Below are 13,929 nucleotides of genomic sequence, written 5' to 3'. Positions count from 1 at the left end.
GCCGACGCGCGCCCGGTCTGGGCGCGGGCGTTCGGGCTGCGACTGCCCGAGACGGGAGCCTCGGACCGGCTGCTGCCCGAAACCGTTGTCGCCGCCCAGATCACGTCGGGGTTCGTCGCCAACCGGGCGGTGGCGTTCCGCAACAGCCTGCGCACCGGCCTCGGGCTGGCACTGGCCGTGGCGGTCACCCACCTGTTCCCGGTCGAACACGGCTTCTGGGTCGTGCTCGGTGCGCTGTCGGTGCTGCGCAGCAGCGCACTGACCACCGGCACCCGGGTGTGGCGCGCCGTCATCGGCACCGGCATCGGCTTCCTCCTCGGCGCCGTGCTGATCTCGCTGGTCGGTGTGGATCCGGCGGTGCTGTGGATCCTGCTGCCGCTGGCCGTGTTCGGTTCGGCCTACGTTCCGGAGATCGCCTCGTTCACCGCGGGGCAGGCTGCGTTCACGATGATGGTGCTGATCATCTTCAACCTCGTGGTCCCGACCGGTTGGCAGGTGGGCCTGATCCGGGTGGAGGACGTCGTGATCGGCGCGCTGGTGGGGGTGTTCGTCTCGTTGCTGCTGTGGCCCCGCGGCGCCACCGCGTCGGTGACGCGGGCGATCGATTCGGCGCGCACCATTTTCGCGCGGTATCTGCAGGCCGCGGTGCTGCGGATCACCCGCGGCGCGTTCGAGGAGCGCACCGACGAGGTGGCGACGCTGAGCTATAACGCGTTGGCGGCCTCGCGGGTGATCGATGATGCGGTGCGCCAATACCTTTCGGAGAGCAGCGGCGAGACCGACTTCCGCGCGCCGATCGTGCGGTCGTTCAACCGGGCGATCCGGCTGCGCTCGGCAGCCGATCTGATCGCCGACATCCCCACGCCGCCGCCGCTGTCGGCCTACCCGAAAGTGCGAGTGGTTCTGGAGTCGCACGCCGGCGCGATCTGCGACCGGCTGGCGGGGCGGTTCGACCCGCAGGGGTCGTGGGCGCCGATCGCCGACGACTTCGTGCTGGCGCTGCGCTCCGAAGCACGCGACGACGATCTCGGCGTGTCGGCGGCACTGCCGTTGCTGACCGTCGCCGCGCTGCTCGGCGAGCTGGAGTTGGTCTGGCCGCTGCGGGAGCCCTGACTTCGCCGGAACTCAGCGCAGTGGACGGTGCGGCATCAACGCGTTCGGCGGGATCGACCCGAACTTGCCGGCATTGAAGTCCTCGACCGCCCTGATCACCTCGGACTTGGAGTTCATCACGAACGGTCCGTACTGGAATACCGGCTCGCGAATCGGCTTGCCGCCCAACAGAAGGACTTCGAGTGCCGGCCGGTTGGCGTCCTGCGCGCCGTCGGCGGCGACGGTGATCCGGTCACCGGGGCCGAACACGGCGAGCTGCCCCTGGGTGACGGGGTGGCCGACCGGTCCGACCGTGCCGCGGCCCGACAGCACGTAGACCAGCGCGTTGAAGTCACGGTTCCACGGCAGGTTCAGCCGCGCACCCGGCTCGACGGTGGCGTGCGCCAACGTGATCGGCGTGTACGTCGCGCCGGGGCCTCGGAGCCGCTCCGGCGGCGACATCGGATCCGAGCGGCCGTCGATCTCACCGGCGATGACGCGGACCAACGCGCCACCGTCGTCGGAGGACAACAGCTTGACCTGGTTGCCTTCGATCGCCTGGTATCGGGGCGCGGCGAACTTGTCTTTCTTCGGCAGGTTCACCCACAGCTGGATGCCGTGGAACACGCCACCACTTTCGACCAGTTCGGCGGGTGGAGTCTCGATGTGCAGGACACCCGCACCCGCGGTCATCCACTGGGTGGCGCCGTCGGTGATGAGACCACCGCCGCCGTGGGAGTCTTGGTGGGCGAAGCGGCCGTCGATGATGTAGGTGACGGTCTCGAACCCGCGGTGCGGGTGCCAGTCGGTGCCCTTCGGCTCTCCGGGCTGGTACTCCACCTCGCCCATCTGGTCCATGTGGACGAACGGGTCGAGGTCGCGGGCGCTGACGCCGGCGAAGGCGCGGACGACGGGGAAGCCCTCGCCTTCGTAGCCGCGGGGGCCGGTCGTGACCGACCGCACGGGGCGCTCGGTGTCGGACGCGGCGGGGCCGGTGATGCGGGGCAGGGTGAGGGTATCGGCGGTGATGGCAGGCATGCCGGAGTCAACCGGACTGTGGTCCGATTGATTCCCGGCCCGTCACGGTCCCATGATCGGCCTGGGCGAGTGCGTCCCGGAACCGTTCGAGCGCCGCCTGACCCACGACGTCCCCCGGCAGCAGGGGGACCTGCAGCAGCGGGACGTCCGGGAGGGCGCGGCGCAGGACGGCGAGGTGGACATCCTCCAGGGCGCGACGCTCGGCGAGGAAGTTCCCGGCGTCGGCGGGCGAGCGCTTGTTGACCACGAGCGCCCCTATGTGCACGCCGGCCCGGACCAGCTGCTCGTGCAGCTCGACGGTCTCGAGGACGGGCAGCCGTTCGGCCGCGAGGACGATGACGAAGCTGCAGCGCTCGGCGTCCACCAGGATCTCCCGCAGAACCTCGAACCGCTCGCGGCGGCGCAGCAGGATGCGCCGGATCTCCAGGTCGCGCTCCTCGCGGGGGTCCCGGGGCCTCTCGGTACCGACGATGCTCTCGCCCGCGGCGTCCCGGTCCTCGAGGCCACGCAGGGCGGCCCCGAACTTCTCCGCCCTGCCGCGGCGCCGCAGCAGCCCCTCCGTCCAGGCGGACATGATCTCGGGCAGGGCCATGAGCCGGGCGGTGTGCCCGGACGGGGCGGTGTCGAAGACGATCAGGTCGTAGTCGTCCGGGCCCGTGTCAACGAGCTCGGCGATCCGCTCCAGCACCGCTGACTCGTGCGTGCCCGGCGAGTCGCGGGCAAGTTCCATGTGCTTGTCGACCTCGGCCGCGAGGTGCTCGGGCATGAGCCGGCGGATCGTGGCGCCCACGGCGGCGAGGTGCGCGTCGGCCGTGGCGGCCGGGTCCACCTCGAGTCCGTCGAGGTTACGGGCGAGCGGGGTGATCCGGTCCCCGATCGGGCGCACCCACAGGTGCCCGAGGTTATGGGCCGGGTCGGTCGAGACGACGAGCACCCGCCGGCCGGCGCGGGCCTGGGCGAGGGCGGTGGCGGAGGCGACCGCGGTCTTGCCGACACCGCCTTTGCCGCCGATGAACAGGACCCGGCGGGCAGCGGCGAGCTCTAGCAGCACGAGACGTGTTCCAGAGGCGAGCGTTCCATGCCCATCCGCCGGTGCCAGTCGTGAAACCGGTCATAGACCACGGGCAGCAGCTCCACGGTGTAGTAGCTGGCGGGGTTGGGCACGCCCAGTGCTTCAGAGAGGACGAGCATCATGAACAGGTCCTCCTCGTCGCGCTGGGCACGGGCGAAGGTGCGCCGGTAGGGCGCCACGTAGAACCCGTGCAGGCCCGCACCGAGTCGGGCCTGCAGGCAGCGCAGCCGGTATAGGACCGTCACCGGCTCACCGGGAGGACCGCTTCCCCGGTGCCGCGCTCTCCCTGGCGTCCTCGTCGAGCTCGGGCGGACTCTTCCTCGCGCGGGACATCACGATTGCGGACTCGAAGATGACCCACACCGCGGCGATCAGGATGATGACATCGAGCACGAGCAGGAACCAGTTCTCGGTTGTCCAGAACTCACCCATCTGGACGATCAGGGCGTAGACCGACATCACGAGCAGGAACACGAGCGGGACGAGCACCGGGAGCACCGGGCGGCCCTTGCGCAGCAGGATCACGGCGATCATCGACAGGGTGAGGCCGGCCAGCAGCTGGTTGGTGGTGCCGAACAGCGGCCAGATGAGCATTCCGCCCGAGCCGTCCCCGCCGGCGCCGAAGGTGAGGCCCATGGCCACGCCGAGGACGATCACGGTGGCCAGAGCCTTGTTGAGGGAGAAGCCGATGATGTGGGCCGCCTCCTGCACCACGAACCGCTGCAAGCGGATGCCGGTGTCCATGGTGGTGGCCGCGAAGAGGATGGCCATGGTCGCCAGGATGGTGGCGCTGAGCCCGTCGGGGATGCCCAGGCCCTGATTGACGATGGCGGCGCCGCCCTGGACGAACGCGGCCACCCCGCCCTGGCCGAACGCGTCGTAGACGGCCTCCCAGTCGGCGATGGTCCGGAACCCGGCGGTGGTCGCGATGATCGCGCCCAGCGCGAGGAGCCCCTCACCGACCGCACCGAAGTAGCCGACGAAGCGGGCGTCCGGCTCCTTGTCCAGCTGCTTGGAGGACGTGCCCGAGGCCACGATCCCGTGGAACCCGGAGATCGCACCGCACGCGATGGTCACGAACAGCAGCGGCACGATGCTGGGCGTGCCCTCGGGCACGGAGTCGTTGAGCGCGGGTGCCACCACGGTCGGAGCGGAGATCAGCACGGCCCCGTAGAGGATGCCCAGGGCGATGAACAGCTGGAGACCGTTGATGTAGTCGCGCGGCTGCAGCAGCATCCACACCGGTAGCACCGAGGCCACGCCGGCGTAGAGGAAGAGGACCACGATCCAGAACGCGGTGGCCGACATTCCGAGGACCGTCTCCGGCAGCACCACCGGGAAGCGGTCGCCGACCAGGATCAGGGCGTAGAGGGCCACGACGCCGATGACGGACACGATGGGCAGGCTCCACTTGAGCCGGTAGATGGCCTGACCGATGAGCAGGGCGACGACGATGGCGCCCCAGGTGGGAATCACCGCGGTGGGCGTGTTGACGAGCAGGCCGGATATGACCACGGCGAACGCGGCGTTGACCATGAGCAGGACCAGGAAGATCACGACTAGGAACAGGTTGCGCCCGCGGTGGCCGATGTACTGCCCGGACAGGGACCCGATGGACTTGCCCTTGTGCCGGCTGGAGGCCCACAGGGCGCCGAGGTCGTGGACGCCGGCGAAGAAGACGGTGCCGATGGTCACCCAGAGGAAGGCCGGCACCCACCCCCAGATAACGGCGATCGCGGGCCCCACGATGGGTGCCGCCCCCGCCACGGAGGTGAAGTGGTGGCCCCACAGCACGTACTTGTTGGTGGGCACGTAGTCCACGCCGTCACTGAGCTCGTGAGCGGGGGTGACGAAGGAGTCCTGGAGCTTGTAGATCCGGCGGGCCAGGAACCTCGAGTACAGCACGTACCCGAGGATCATCATGGCCACACCGACCAAGGCGAGGACGACGGAGTTCATGTCGCTCCGATCTCGGTGCAGGGTCGCGGCGGGTGTCAGCTGGGTCACCATTCTACCGCCGCGTGACCTGGATCTTTCGGTGGTGCGCGCGTATGCGCCGATAGGGCTCCACAAGCGCCGCCGAGTGCACTCGAGAGGTGGGTTCGGACCTCACCTGGACTATGGTCCGGTTAGTCCCCGGCTCGTCATGGCTTGAGCCACCGCCACTGTGCGGTCAGCCAGCCGTGGGCGTCGGGCAACCGGTCACGCACCGCGGCGACGACCCCGGGCCACAAGCGGTCGTCGTAGTCGTCGCCGGAGAGCCAGCCACCCGGCTGCACCTTGGGTGCCCATGCGTCGATGTCGGCGGCGACGCTGTCGTAGTCGTGCCGGGCGTCGAGGTGCACCCACGCCAGGGAGCCGTCGGTGAAGAAGTCGGCCGCCCTGGGCGACGAGCTGATGAAGACGTGCACGGTGTCGGCGAAGCCGCAGGCGATCACGTTGCGGTGCAACAGGCCTGCGAACGTCCCGCCGCCGTATTCGACCGCGGGACCGTGGGCGTTCTTGTTGGCCGGGCCTTCCTGCCCGCTGCCGCGGCAGGTGTCCACCCCGATGACCGTGTAGTCGCGTCCCGAACTGCGCACCACGTCGGCCAGCGAGCACAGGCTGCGACCCAGATACGACCCGACCTCCACGAACGTGCTGCCCTCGGGGAACACGGTGACGGCTTCCTGCTGGCCCTCGCGCCAGTGGAACCATCCGGGGATGTCGTCCCACTGCGAGACCTCGTCGGCGAAGGCGTCCTGTGGTGGATAACGCACGGTCAATCGGCTCCCCTCGTCATCGCGATCATCCCACCGGCGCCGGGGCGGCTACTGCGCGGCGGACATGGACGGCAGGAACGTGACGATGGCGGGGAACACGATGAGCAGCGCGACCACCACGATGTCGGCCAAGATGAACGGCACGACGCCGCGGAAGACGCGGCCCAGCCCGGCCTCGCGGACAGCACCGGAGTAGGCGAACGCGTTCATGCCGACCGGCGGCGTGATCAGTGCCATCTCGGCGACCTTGACGATGAGCACGCCGATCCAGATCCCGTCGAATCCGTAGCCGGTCAGGATCGGGTGCAGCAGCGGCGCGGCGATCAGGATCATCGAGATGCCGTCGAGGAACATTCCCAGCGGCAGCAGGATGATCAGTGCGGCGAACGCACCGAAGGATGCCGCCTCGGTCGGGGTGGCCAGACCCAGGTAGATGGTGCCGATGGACACGGCGAAGATGACGACGAGGTAGCCGAACCCCAGCAGGTCCAGGCGGCCCGGCGCGCCGGATTCGGCTGATTCCTCGGGCAGCGCCTGGCCGGACTCGGCTTCCGGGTCGGTGGTGGCGTCCACGTCTGCTCGTCGCGCGGCGCGGCGCCGCTGCCACATGACCAGCGCGACGATCGCGACCGCGTACGCGGCGATCGTGACCACACCGGGGCCGATCCCGGCGATCAGGAGTTGTCCGATGCTCTCTTCGGTGACCACGCCGTAGAGCACGAGAACGATCGAGGGCGGGATCAGCACGCCCAGTGTTCCTCCGGCGCAGACGACTCCCGCGGCCAGCCGGATGCTGTATCCGGCGCGGACGATCGCGTCGGTGGAGACCCGCGCCATGGTGGCGACGGTGGCCACGCTCGAGCCGGTGACCGCGGCGAACATTCCGGACCCGGCCAGTGACGCGAGTGCCGGCCCGCCGGGAAGTCGGCGCAACAGCGCCGAGGCCAGGTCGAAGCCGGCCCGGGCGAGTCCCGCCCGGACGGCGAAGATCCCCATCACGATGAACAGCGGGATGATCGTCAGCGAGTAGTCGGCTGCGGTGGAAAACGGCTGGTTGGCCACCGTGCTGACCCCGGCGCCGGTGCCCCGCAGCAACAGCACGCCGACGAACGCCGAGGCCATCAGCGACAGGCCCACGTGAAGCCGGATGGCCAGCAGGCCGAAGAACAGCACGAGGACGACGAGCAGGATCAATCCTGTGGTGGCGGTCATCGGTGCGCTCCGCTCGGCTCGGCACGCGCAGCGCCGCAATGGTGAGCACTTCCTTCCACACGGCGACGACGAAGAACAACACGAACGACGCGAGCAGCAGCACCTTCGCGGGCCAGGTGGGCAGCCGCAGAATGTCGTTCGTCGTCTCACCGCGCTCGACGGCGCTGAGCAGGACCTCGCTCAGCCCCCATGCGAGGAGAAGCCCGAGCCCGATCAACAGCAGCGCGCGCAGCACCGAGAAGACCATTCGGGTGCGCACCCCGCGGCGACTCTCGAACAGTTCGACCGCCACGTGCCGGCCGCGGAAGCGTGGCGTCCTCGGTCATCGGATCGCCCCCTCGAGGCACGCATAGAACGGATCGACATACGTCGAGCGCACGGACTCCTCGCGGATGATCCGGCGGTAGTCGGCGAGCACACCCTCGGCGTCGTAACCGCGTTCGGCGTAGCGGTCGACCCACTCCTGGGCGATCCCGGCGCGTTCCTTCCACGCCTGGACATCCCCGGGCGGCATCGTCGCCAACTGCGCGCCGGTCGCACGCAGGTCGGTGCAGGCTTGGACACCGAGTTTGTCCATCTCCGCCAAGCCGTTGGCGATGGCGTTGCCGGACGCTTCACCGATCGCGTCCTGGTACTCCGGCGGCATCGACTCCAGCAACTCGGCGTTGATCACCACGATCGACGACGCGTAGGCGCCGATTCCGGGGTCGACCAGATACGGCGTGGTCGAGGCCAACCCGAACGTGGGCAGGTTGGCGATCGCCAGCGAGGTGTAGCCGTCGATGACGCCCCGTCCCATGGACTCGTAGACGTCGGTCGCGGTCATCGCGACGGGGTTCGCGCCCACGGTGAGCAGCGCCTCGGACGTGAGGCCGCCGGACCGAATGGCTGCGCCCCGCCAATGCCATCGGGGTCGGGGCGGGCTCCTCGAGACCGATCAGGTTGATGCCCAGCGGCAGCGGGAACAGCAGTTGCGCGCCTTGGCGGCCGAAATCCCTACGGTAGGTGTCGTTTTCCTGGTAGAGCCGCTCGATGGCGGTCATCTGCACTTCGGGGTTGTTGGTTTCGAACGGCAACTCGATGACGGTGAACATGGACAGGTCCGACGCGGAGTACAGCGACCCGACCTGGGCCAGATCGGCCCGGCCGTCCAGCGTCGCCTGCAGCGCCTCGTCCGCGTCGACGAGGCTCTGCGAGTAGTGGAACTTGACGCGCACCCCGCCATCGGTGCGGTCCTCGACCTCCTCGGCCCACCGCTGCATGGTCACCGACTGATCCGACGTCGGCGGCGAGTAGGTCGTGTAGTGCAGCACGAACTCCCCGTCGTTGACGGCACAGCCCGCCGACGCAGCCGCACATACGGCCGCAGCGACGACCCCAGCGGCGGCGCGCAGGCGATGGGTGGCTCCGGTCATGTCAGCGCACCTCCGGCTGGACCCGGTAACGGCGAAGGGACAGCGCCGGGTTGACGGTGCGCACGCTGTCGAGGCGGCTGCGTTCGAGGCGGGCCACGCCGACGCCGGCGGCCTCACCGAGGGCGGCCAACGGGATGCCCATCGGGTCGAGGATCGCGCTGTTGCCGGATCCGGCAGGGGCGATCTGATCGGCGGCCAGGACGTAGACGGTGTTCTCGATGGCCCGCGCCCGCAGCAGCGTGTTCCAGTGATATTCCTTGAGCGGCCCGGGAACCCATTCGGCGGGCAGGGCGATCACGTCGGCGCCTTCGTCGACCAGCACCCGCGTCGTCTCGGGGAACCGCAGGTCGTAGCAGGTCTGCATGCCGACGGTGAATCCGTTGACCTGCAACAGCTCTGGGGTAGCCGGGTCGGCCGCGAGCACCCGGTCGGATTCCTTGTACCCGAAGGCGTCGTAGAGGTGGACTTTGCGGTAGACGGCGGCGATGGCGCCGTCCTGGATTCCGACGAGGGTGTTGTGGATCCTGCCCTCCTCGGCGGCCTCGTTGACACCGACGATGACGGTGACGCCGAGTTCGGCGGCGGCCTCCCCGAGCCGGGTCACCGACGGCCCGTCGAGGGATTCGGCGGTGTGCACGAACCGGTCGTCCATCGACGGCACGGTGAACACCGCGTACTCGGGTAGCACCACCAGTTCGGCGCCGAGCTCGGCGGCTTGACGGATCAGATCGATCATCGCCTCGACGTTGGCTGCCTTGTCCTCGGTCGGGGCGAATTGGGCTACTGCGGCAGTCAGATTCATCGGTGTCCTCTCTCGTCCGCAGTGATCTTCTGGAGGTTCTGCATCGTCGCGGTGAACCCGGCGAGCATGGCGCCGTAGTGCATGGTGGCGACGACGGTGTGCGCGCCTTCCTGGACGGCCAGGCGCTGTTCGGCGTCGCTCCACGCCGGGAGCAGCCACGGCTTGCCGGCGGCGTTGGCGACCCGGGCCAGATGGCGGATGTCGGCGAGGTCGGCCTCGGTCACGGTGTAGGCGCCACGGTCCCGACGCAGTGACAGGTCCGACGGACCGATGAAGATCCCGTCGACGACGGGCAGGTCCAGGATCGCCGCGATTTCGCCGAAGGCGGAGGCATCCTCGATCATCGGGTAGCACTGAGTTTTTCGGTCTTGAGCGCTCACCCAGTCGTCGGTGAACCCGCGGAAATCAGAGGTCCGTCCGCCGGCGAAGGACCGGTCGCCCAGCGGGGGGAACTTCGCGTATCCGCAGATCTGCGCGGCGTGGTCGGCGGAGGTGATGTGCGGGATAGCGACGGCGTCGGCGCCGAAGTCGAGCGCCTGCTGAATCGGGCCGCGCTCCGGGCCGAGCACCTTGGCGATCACCCGCATCCCTTCGCCCGGATGAGCGGGATGATCCAGTCCAGCGCGCGCAGGTCGAAGAGTCCGTGTTCGATGTCGAGCACCACGGTGTCGTACCCGGCCAGGCTGCCCATCTCGACGGCGGCCGCGGAGGGCTCGGTGAGCCAGATGGAGAACGACGGGTGACGGGGTACGGCCCCGGTCGCGGGTGGCGGTCCGGATTGCTTCGTCAACGCTTCGCCTCTTCTCGGGGTGACCGTGGCGGGGTGCGAACTCAGTCTGTACACACTTTGTATACACGAAGAATGCACGCGGTGTAAATGGTTGAATGGCCTCCATGTCCCCCATCGGAAGCCGCAGCGGCGCGGAGACGGTCAAGGCCAGCGCCAGCCAACGCGCCTACGGCTGGATCCGCGACGCGATCCTCAGCGGTGAGTACGCCGAGGGGGAGTTCATCGACGAAGTGGCGCTCGCTGCTCGGGTGAGCACGTCGCGGACCCCGGTCCGCGAAGCCCTGCAACGGCTTCAGGTGGAGAGGTACGTCGACCTCCTGCCCCGCAGGGGGGCGCAGGTGCGGGTGGTGACGGCGCTGGAGATGCGCGAGATCTACCAGGCGCGTTTTGTGCTCGAATCCGCGGCGCTACGGACGATCTGTCAGCGCCAGGCCGGCGTCCCCGCACGTGCGCGCGTACTGATCGAGGAGATGGAGCAGGCGGGCCAGGTGGGCGACTGGAATGGGTTCGCCCAGCTGGATCAGCAATTCCACGCGGAGATCGTGCGGCATCAGGGCAACGCGGTGATCGCCGAGCTCTACGACTCGCTGCAACCCCGCCAGGTCCGGCTGGGCACCCGCACCCTCGTCGAGGCGCCCAGCCGGTTGACCACCATCGAGCGCGAGCATCGCGAACTCGTCGCCGCCCTCGACACCAACGACGCCGAGGCCAGCGTCGAGGTGTTGCGCCGGCATCTGCGCGAGATCCCCGAGCTGGTGGACGCGTTCTCCGCCGCTCGCGGCGCCGCGCCCGCGTAGTCGTGGAGCGGTGGCCGCAGAAGACCGGCTCGACGGTGTAGGTATGCCAGGTGGCGCTGATTCCTACACGACGCCTTTCTACACCACGCCATAGCCCAACCGTTTCGCCGCACCTGCGAGGCGGCTCGCCAGGCCCGGGTGAGAAAGCGGCAGTGAGAGTTTCGGCCTCTCGGGCATCGCATCAGCCGCCGGCGAAAGAAGCGCAAGACACGGCGCGCCCGCGAACCGGCTGTTGTATCGGAGGCCGTCGAGGTCGGGGTAGGCGTCGACGATGGTGCGCGCCCAGCACTGGCTTACGGCATGAGGGCCGGTGAAGATGGCGTAGGTGCCACCGGCCCGGGTCGCCCAGGTTCCGTCGCTGTCTGCAGCCACGTCGAGGACGGTGAGCGGTCGAGTGAACGAAAGCCCGGTCAGGTAAGGCTGGTGCCGGGCGCGGTCGATCGTACGGTCGACCTGGAAGGCCTCGGCCAGAGCCACGTCCGGGGTGGAGGCGCCGTACCAGATGCCGCGGCCTGGGTCCTCGCCCCGGGGAAGGCGGTGGGGGTCGAAGCGCAACAGCGGTCCGAAGGTGCGCAGGGCGTTCCATGCCAGGACGTGATCGCCTTCGGTTTTGTGGACCCGCCACCACACCTCTTCGACAGGGATGGTGCGGGTTTCGCCGGCCAGGATGCCGAGCGCGCGTAGTTCGCCCGGGGGTGGCGGGTTGGGCAGCATCAGGTCTGGGGTCAGGCTGAGGCCCAGTCGCCCATGTCGATGAGATCGAGTACCTGTTCCTCGGGTTCGCCGTGGAGTAGCCACGCTCTGACCGACGTGGGTTGTCCGTCGATCAGTAGTTCGTGCTGGGGCGTCAGGAGGAAGCTGGCGACCGCGGTGGCGTGCATGTCTTTGGTCAGCAGTTGGGGAAGCACTCGATCCAAGCCTCGGACCTGCTTGAGGGACACAGTGGTGCCGCGGCCGTTGTCGGCGAGTTCGAACTGGACGCTTGGGTACACCCATGAGCCGCCGTCCTTGATCGCCCACAAAGTGTGGTTCAGGCGGCGCTGTCGGATCCGGGAATCGTTGACGCCCAAACCGTTAGCGACCTCGGAGGCTGTGTAGGCGGTGCTGTAGAGGTGGCCCATGTGGGCTGCGCCGTCGACGGCGGTCTCGGCAAAAGCGTCAGGGTCTTCGATGAGCCCGGCGGCGTCGAGTAAGACAGCCTCGCCGGCGGTGAGCGTTGCTGCCCACGGACGGTGTGCGGGCAGGGTCTTGAGAGCGGCTATCAGGTCGTCGCGTCCCAGGTCGAAGCGGTCCCGGAGGAGTTGGTCCAGTTCGTCAACGGCCATACCGGCGCCTCCCCAACACAGTGCTAACGTTGATTAACGCTAGCATACTGCCGTTAATACGCTGGCTGCGTCAGGTGTCCGCCTCGGGCGGACCGGTCACTCTGCCGGCGACAGCTCCGCGGCGCCGAAGGACACATTGAACCTGTCGCACCAAATGCTGACGCTGGTCAGGCCGTCGACATCGGCGTCAGCGGGCACCGGATAGTTGGCGCTTCCCTGGTTGCCCTTCAGCGATCCCAGGTCGACCCAGCGGCCGTCGTCGAACACGCCTGCTTCGTCGGTTCCGGGCGTCACCGGCGCGTCGGTCAGCCACACCTTGAGGTCGGGGCCGTCGCTGGTGTTGAGGTCGGAGACCCGCACCACCAGAGAATCGTCGGGCAACCGCAGCATCGTGACGGTGCCGGTGGTGTCGTGCTCCTGACTGACCAGTTCGCCCTGGGAGACGACGTCGATGGTCGCGGCACCGGTGGCCGTCACCTCCGGGGCGTCGCCGGTGGCGACGGCGGCGGGTGGAGCTTCGTCCACGGTCGTGCTGGTGAACAGCTTCCACGGCTGGAACCAGTAAGCGCCGACGGCAGCGGCGACCACCAGGACGACGAGGCCGACGAGGGCCAGGGAGTAGCGGCGGCGCGAGGATTCGGACACGCTGAAATTATCGGCGCCGACAAAGCCATCCGCCGCCGAACCTGGGAAAAACCTCCGGAAACGCGTGTCCACCTACGCCAGATCCCCGAGTTGGCCGACGCGTTCTTTCGCGGTTCGGGAAGTGGCGTCCTGCGTAACCCTTGCAGCACAGCGGGTACTCCCTCGGTCGAGAGAAGGGAGCTCCGGTGATCGCTAGGAAAGAACCGACTTCGGCCAAGGTGTGGGAGGTCAGCGTCGCCAGGCTGTACGACACTGCCGACCGTAGCGACGGGGCCGAGGAGACGTCGATCGTCCAGGGAGCCGAAGACGAAGCGCGCCGGGTCTATGCCGACAAGACTGCGGAGGCAGCAGACCACGGGTATGACTTCGTCACGCTGAAGTGCGACGGCGAGGTCGTGGAGCGGTGGCCACAGGCCAGCGGCTGGACGGTTTAACCTGGGTTTATGCCCGTGGAGAGGGTGTCCAGCACTGACGCCAAGAACCGGTTGAACGCGCTGCTTGCCGAGGTTGAGCGCACCGGAAGAACGGTGGTCATCACGAATCACGGGCGTGATGTCGCGCGCCTGGTGCCCGCAACCCCGAGGCCTCGGCAGTTCGGCCAGCTGCCGAACCTGTCGATCCCCGCAGACTTCGACGACCCGTTGCCGGATGCCGAGTTGGCGCGTTGGGAGGGCGACGATTCGTCGTGAACATCCTGGTGGACACCCACATTCTGCTGCGGCCACCTGGCCGATCCCGCGACGTCAGTGTGGGTGAGCGCGGCGCGAAGATCCTCGCCGCAGCGCGCTGACCCCGACCCTGAAAGCCTGAAAGTCTGAGCCACTCCAGTGGATGGCATGCCGACTGAAAGTCGTCAGCCCAGCACCGCCAGCGCCGCCGCACGTGCGTCCGCGGCACTGGCCGTCTTCAGCACGGCCTCGGCCGCTTCCCGGCACTGCGCCAGGCTGACCTGCGCGAGCTTCGCGCCCACGTTCTGCAC

Annotated in this window: 17 protein-coding genes and 2 pseudogenes; 4 read left to right on the top strand and 15 right to left on the bottom strand. The window is 68.6% G+C overall.

Annotation, left to right across the window (positions count from 1 at the left end):
* The coding region (locus WA944_RS13825; protein WP_526372080.1) for an FUSC family protein at positions 1-1,113 on the top strand (1,113 nt) is incomplete at its 5' end.
* Positions 1,114-1,125: 12 nt separating this feature from the next.
* On the opposite strand, the gene WA944_RS13820 is transcribed toward WA944_RS13825, so the two are convergent.
* The 12 genes and pseudogenes from WA944_RS13820 to WA944_RS13765 all read right to left on the bottom strand — a co-directional run bounded on the left by WA944_RS13820 (position 1,126) and on the right by WA944_RS13765 (position 10,183).
* A complete protein-coding gene (locus WA944_RS13820) occupies positions 1,126-2,130 on the bottom strand; it encodes a pirin family protein (RefSeq protein WP_526372078.1) in 1,005 nt (334 codons plus the stop codon).
* A gap of 7 nt (positions 2,131-2,137) precedes the next feature.
* Entirely contained in the window at positions 2,138-3,181 is a 1,044-nt protein-coding gene (locus WA944_RS13815; protein ID WP_526372076.1) for an ArsA family ATPase, read from the bottom strand.
* The gene (locus tag WA944_RS13810) at positions 3,172-3,447 is read right to left on the bottom strand and encodes a cory-CC-star protein (protein WP_526372074.1); all 276 of its coding nucleotides are present in this window, start codon (positions 3,445-3,447) and stop codon (positions 3,172-3,174) included. The genes WA944_RS13815 and WA944_RS13810 overlap by 10 nt, the downstream gene beginning before the upstream one ends.
* Before the next feature lie 4 nt (positions 3,448-3,451).
* Positions 3,452-5,161 (bottom strand): carbon starvation CstA family protein, encoded by a 1,710-nt coding sequence (locus WA944_RS13805; RefSeq protein ID WP_526372072.1) that lies wholly within the window; start codon positions 5,159-5,161, stop codon positions 3,452-3,454.
* A gap of 185 nt (positions 5,162-5,346) precedes the next feature.
* Complete coding sequence (locus WA944_RS13800; RefSeq protein ID WP_526372070.1) at positions 5,347-5,961, bottom strand: class I SAM-dependent methyltransferase; 615 nt, start codon at positions 5,959-5,961, stop codon at positions 5,347-5,349.
* A gap of 51 nt (positions 5,962-6,012) precedes the next feature.
* Positions 6,013-7,176 (bottom strand): TRAP transporter large permease, encoded by a 1,164-nt coding sequence (locus WA944_RS13795; RefSeq protein ID WP_526372068.1) that lies wholly within the window; start codon positions 7,174-7,176, stop codon positions 6,013-6,015.
* 70 nt (positions 7,177-7,246) lie between these two features.
* Positions 7,247-7,468: pseudogene (locus tag WA944_RS13790) on the bottom strand (TRAP transporter small permease subunit); the annotation flags it as partial.
* Positions 7,469-7,498: 30 nt separating this feature from the next.
* On the bottom strand, positions 7,499-8,023 hold the full coding sequence (locus WA944_RS13785) for a type 2 periplasmic-binding domain-containing protein (protein WP_526372066.1): 525 nt from the start codon (positions 8,021-8,023) through the stop codon (positions 7,499-7,501).
* Between the two features lie 256 nt (positions 8,024-8,279).
* Positions 8,280-8,438: pseudogene (locus WA944_RS13780) on the bottom strand (ABC transporter substrate-binding protein); the annotation flags it as partial.
* A gap of 154 nt (positions 8,439-8,592) precedes the next feature.
* Positions 8,593-9,393, bottom strand: a complete 801-nt coding sequence (locus tag WA944_RS13775; protein ID WP_526372064.1) for a carbon-nitrogen hydrolase family protein — start codon at positions 9,391-9,393, stop codon at positions 8,593-8,595.
* Positions 9,390-9,974 carry an aldolase/citrate lyase family protein gene (locus WA944_RS13770; RefSeq protein ID WP_526372062.1) on the bottom strand — a complete coding sequence of 195 codons (585 nt, stop codon included), beginning with the start codon at positions 9,972-9,974 and terminating at the stop codon, positions 9,390-9,392. The genes WA944_RS13775 and WA944_RS13770 overlap by 4 nt, the downstream gene beginning before the upstream one ends.
* On the bottom strand, positions 9,971-10,183 hold the full coding sequence (locus tag WA944_RS13765) for a hypothetical protein (protein ID WP_526372060.1): 213 nt from the start codon (positions 10,181-10,183) through the stop codon (positions 9,971-9,973). Before WA944_RS13765 ends, WA944_RS13770 begins: the two co-directional genes overlap by 4 nt.
* Before the next feature lie 104 nt (positions 10,184-10,287).
* Here WA944_RS13765 and WA944_RS13760 point away from each other — a divergent pair, with 104 nt between their 5' ends.
* Positions 10,288-10,980, top strand: coding sequence for a GntR family transcriptional regulator (locus WA944_RS13760; RefSeq protein ID WP_526372058.1), 693 nt, complete (start codon positions 10,288-10,290; stop codon positions 10,978-10,980).
* Between the two features lie 78 nt (positions 10,981-11,058).
* Here the strand turns inward: WA944_RS13760 and WA944_RS13755 are convergent, their stop codons facing one another.
* The 3 genes from WA944_RS13755 to WA944_RS13745 all read right to left on the bottom strand — a co-directional run bounded on the left by WA944_RS13755 (position 11,059) and on the right by WA944_RS13745 (position 12,950).
* Entirely contained in the window at positions 11,059-11,694 is a 636-nt protein-coding gene (locus WA944_RS13755; RefSeq protein ID WP_526372056.1) for an RES family NAD+ phosphorylase, read from the bottom strand.
* Between the two features lie 11 nt (positions 11,695-11,705).
* Positions 11,706-12,305 (bottom strand): DNA-binding protein, encoded by a 600-nt coding sequence (locus WA944_RS13750; RefSeq protein WP_526647045.1) that lies wholly within the window; start codon positions 12,303-12,305, stop codon positions 11,706-11,708.
* 96 nt (positions 12,306-12,401) lie between these two features.
* On the bottom strand, positions 12,402-12,950 hold the full coding sequence (locus WA944_RS13745) for a DM13 domain-containing protein (protein ID WP_526372052.1): 549 nt from the start codon (positions 12,948-12,950) through the stop codon (positions 12,402-12,404).
* A 185-nt stretch (positions 12,951-13,135) separates the two neighbouring features.
* Here WA944_RS13745 and WA944_RS13740 point away from each other — a divergent pair, with 185 nt between their 5' ends.
* Positions 13,136-13,384 (top strand): hypothetical protein, encoded by a 249-nt coding sequence (locus WA944_RS13740; protein ID WP_526372050.1) that lies wholly within the window; start codon positions 13,136-13,138, stop codon positions 13,382-13,384.
* A gap of 9 nt (positions 13,385-13,393) precedes the next feature.
* Positions 13,394-13,639, top strand: coding sequence for a type II toxin-antitoxin system Phd/YefM family antitoxin (locus WA944_RS13735; RefSeq protein WP_526372048.1), 246 nt, complete (start codon positions 13,394-13,396; stop codon positions 13,637-13,639).
* The last annotated feature ends 290 nt before the right edge of the window (positions 13,640-13,929 follow it).

Source organism: Mycobacterium sp., from assembly GCF_049683355.1.
Lineage (GTDB): Bacteria > Actinomycetota > Actinomycetes > Mycobacteriales > Mycobacteriaceae > Mycobacterium.
The sequence above is the reverse complement of the archived record's forward strand: the minus strand, read 5'-3'. Positions and strand labels throughout refer to the sequence as shown.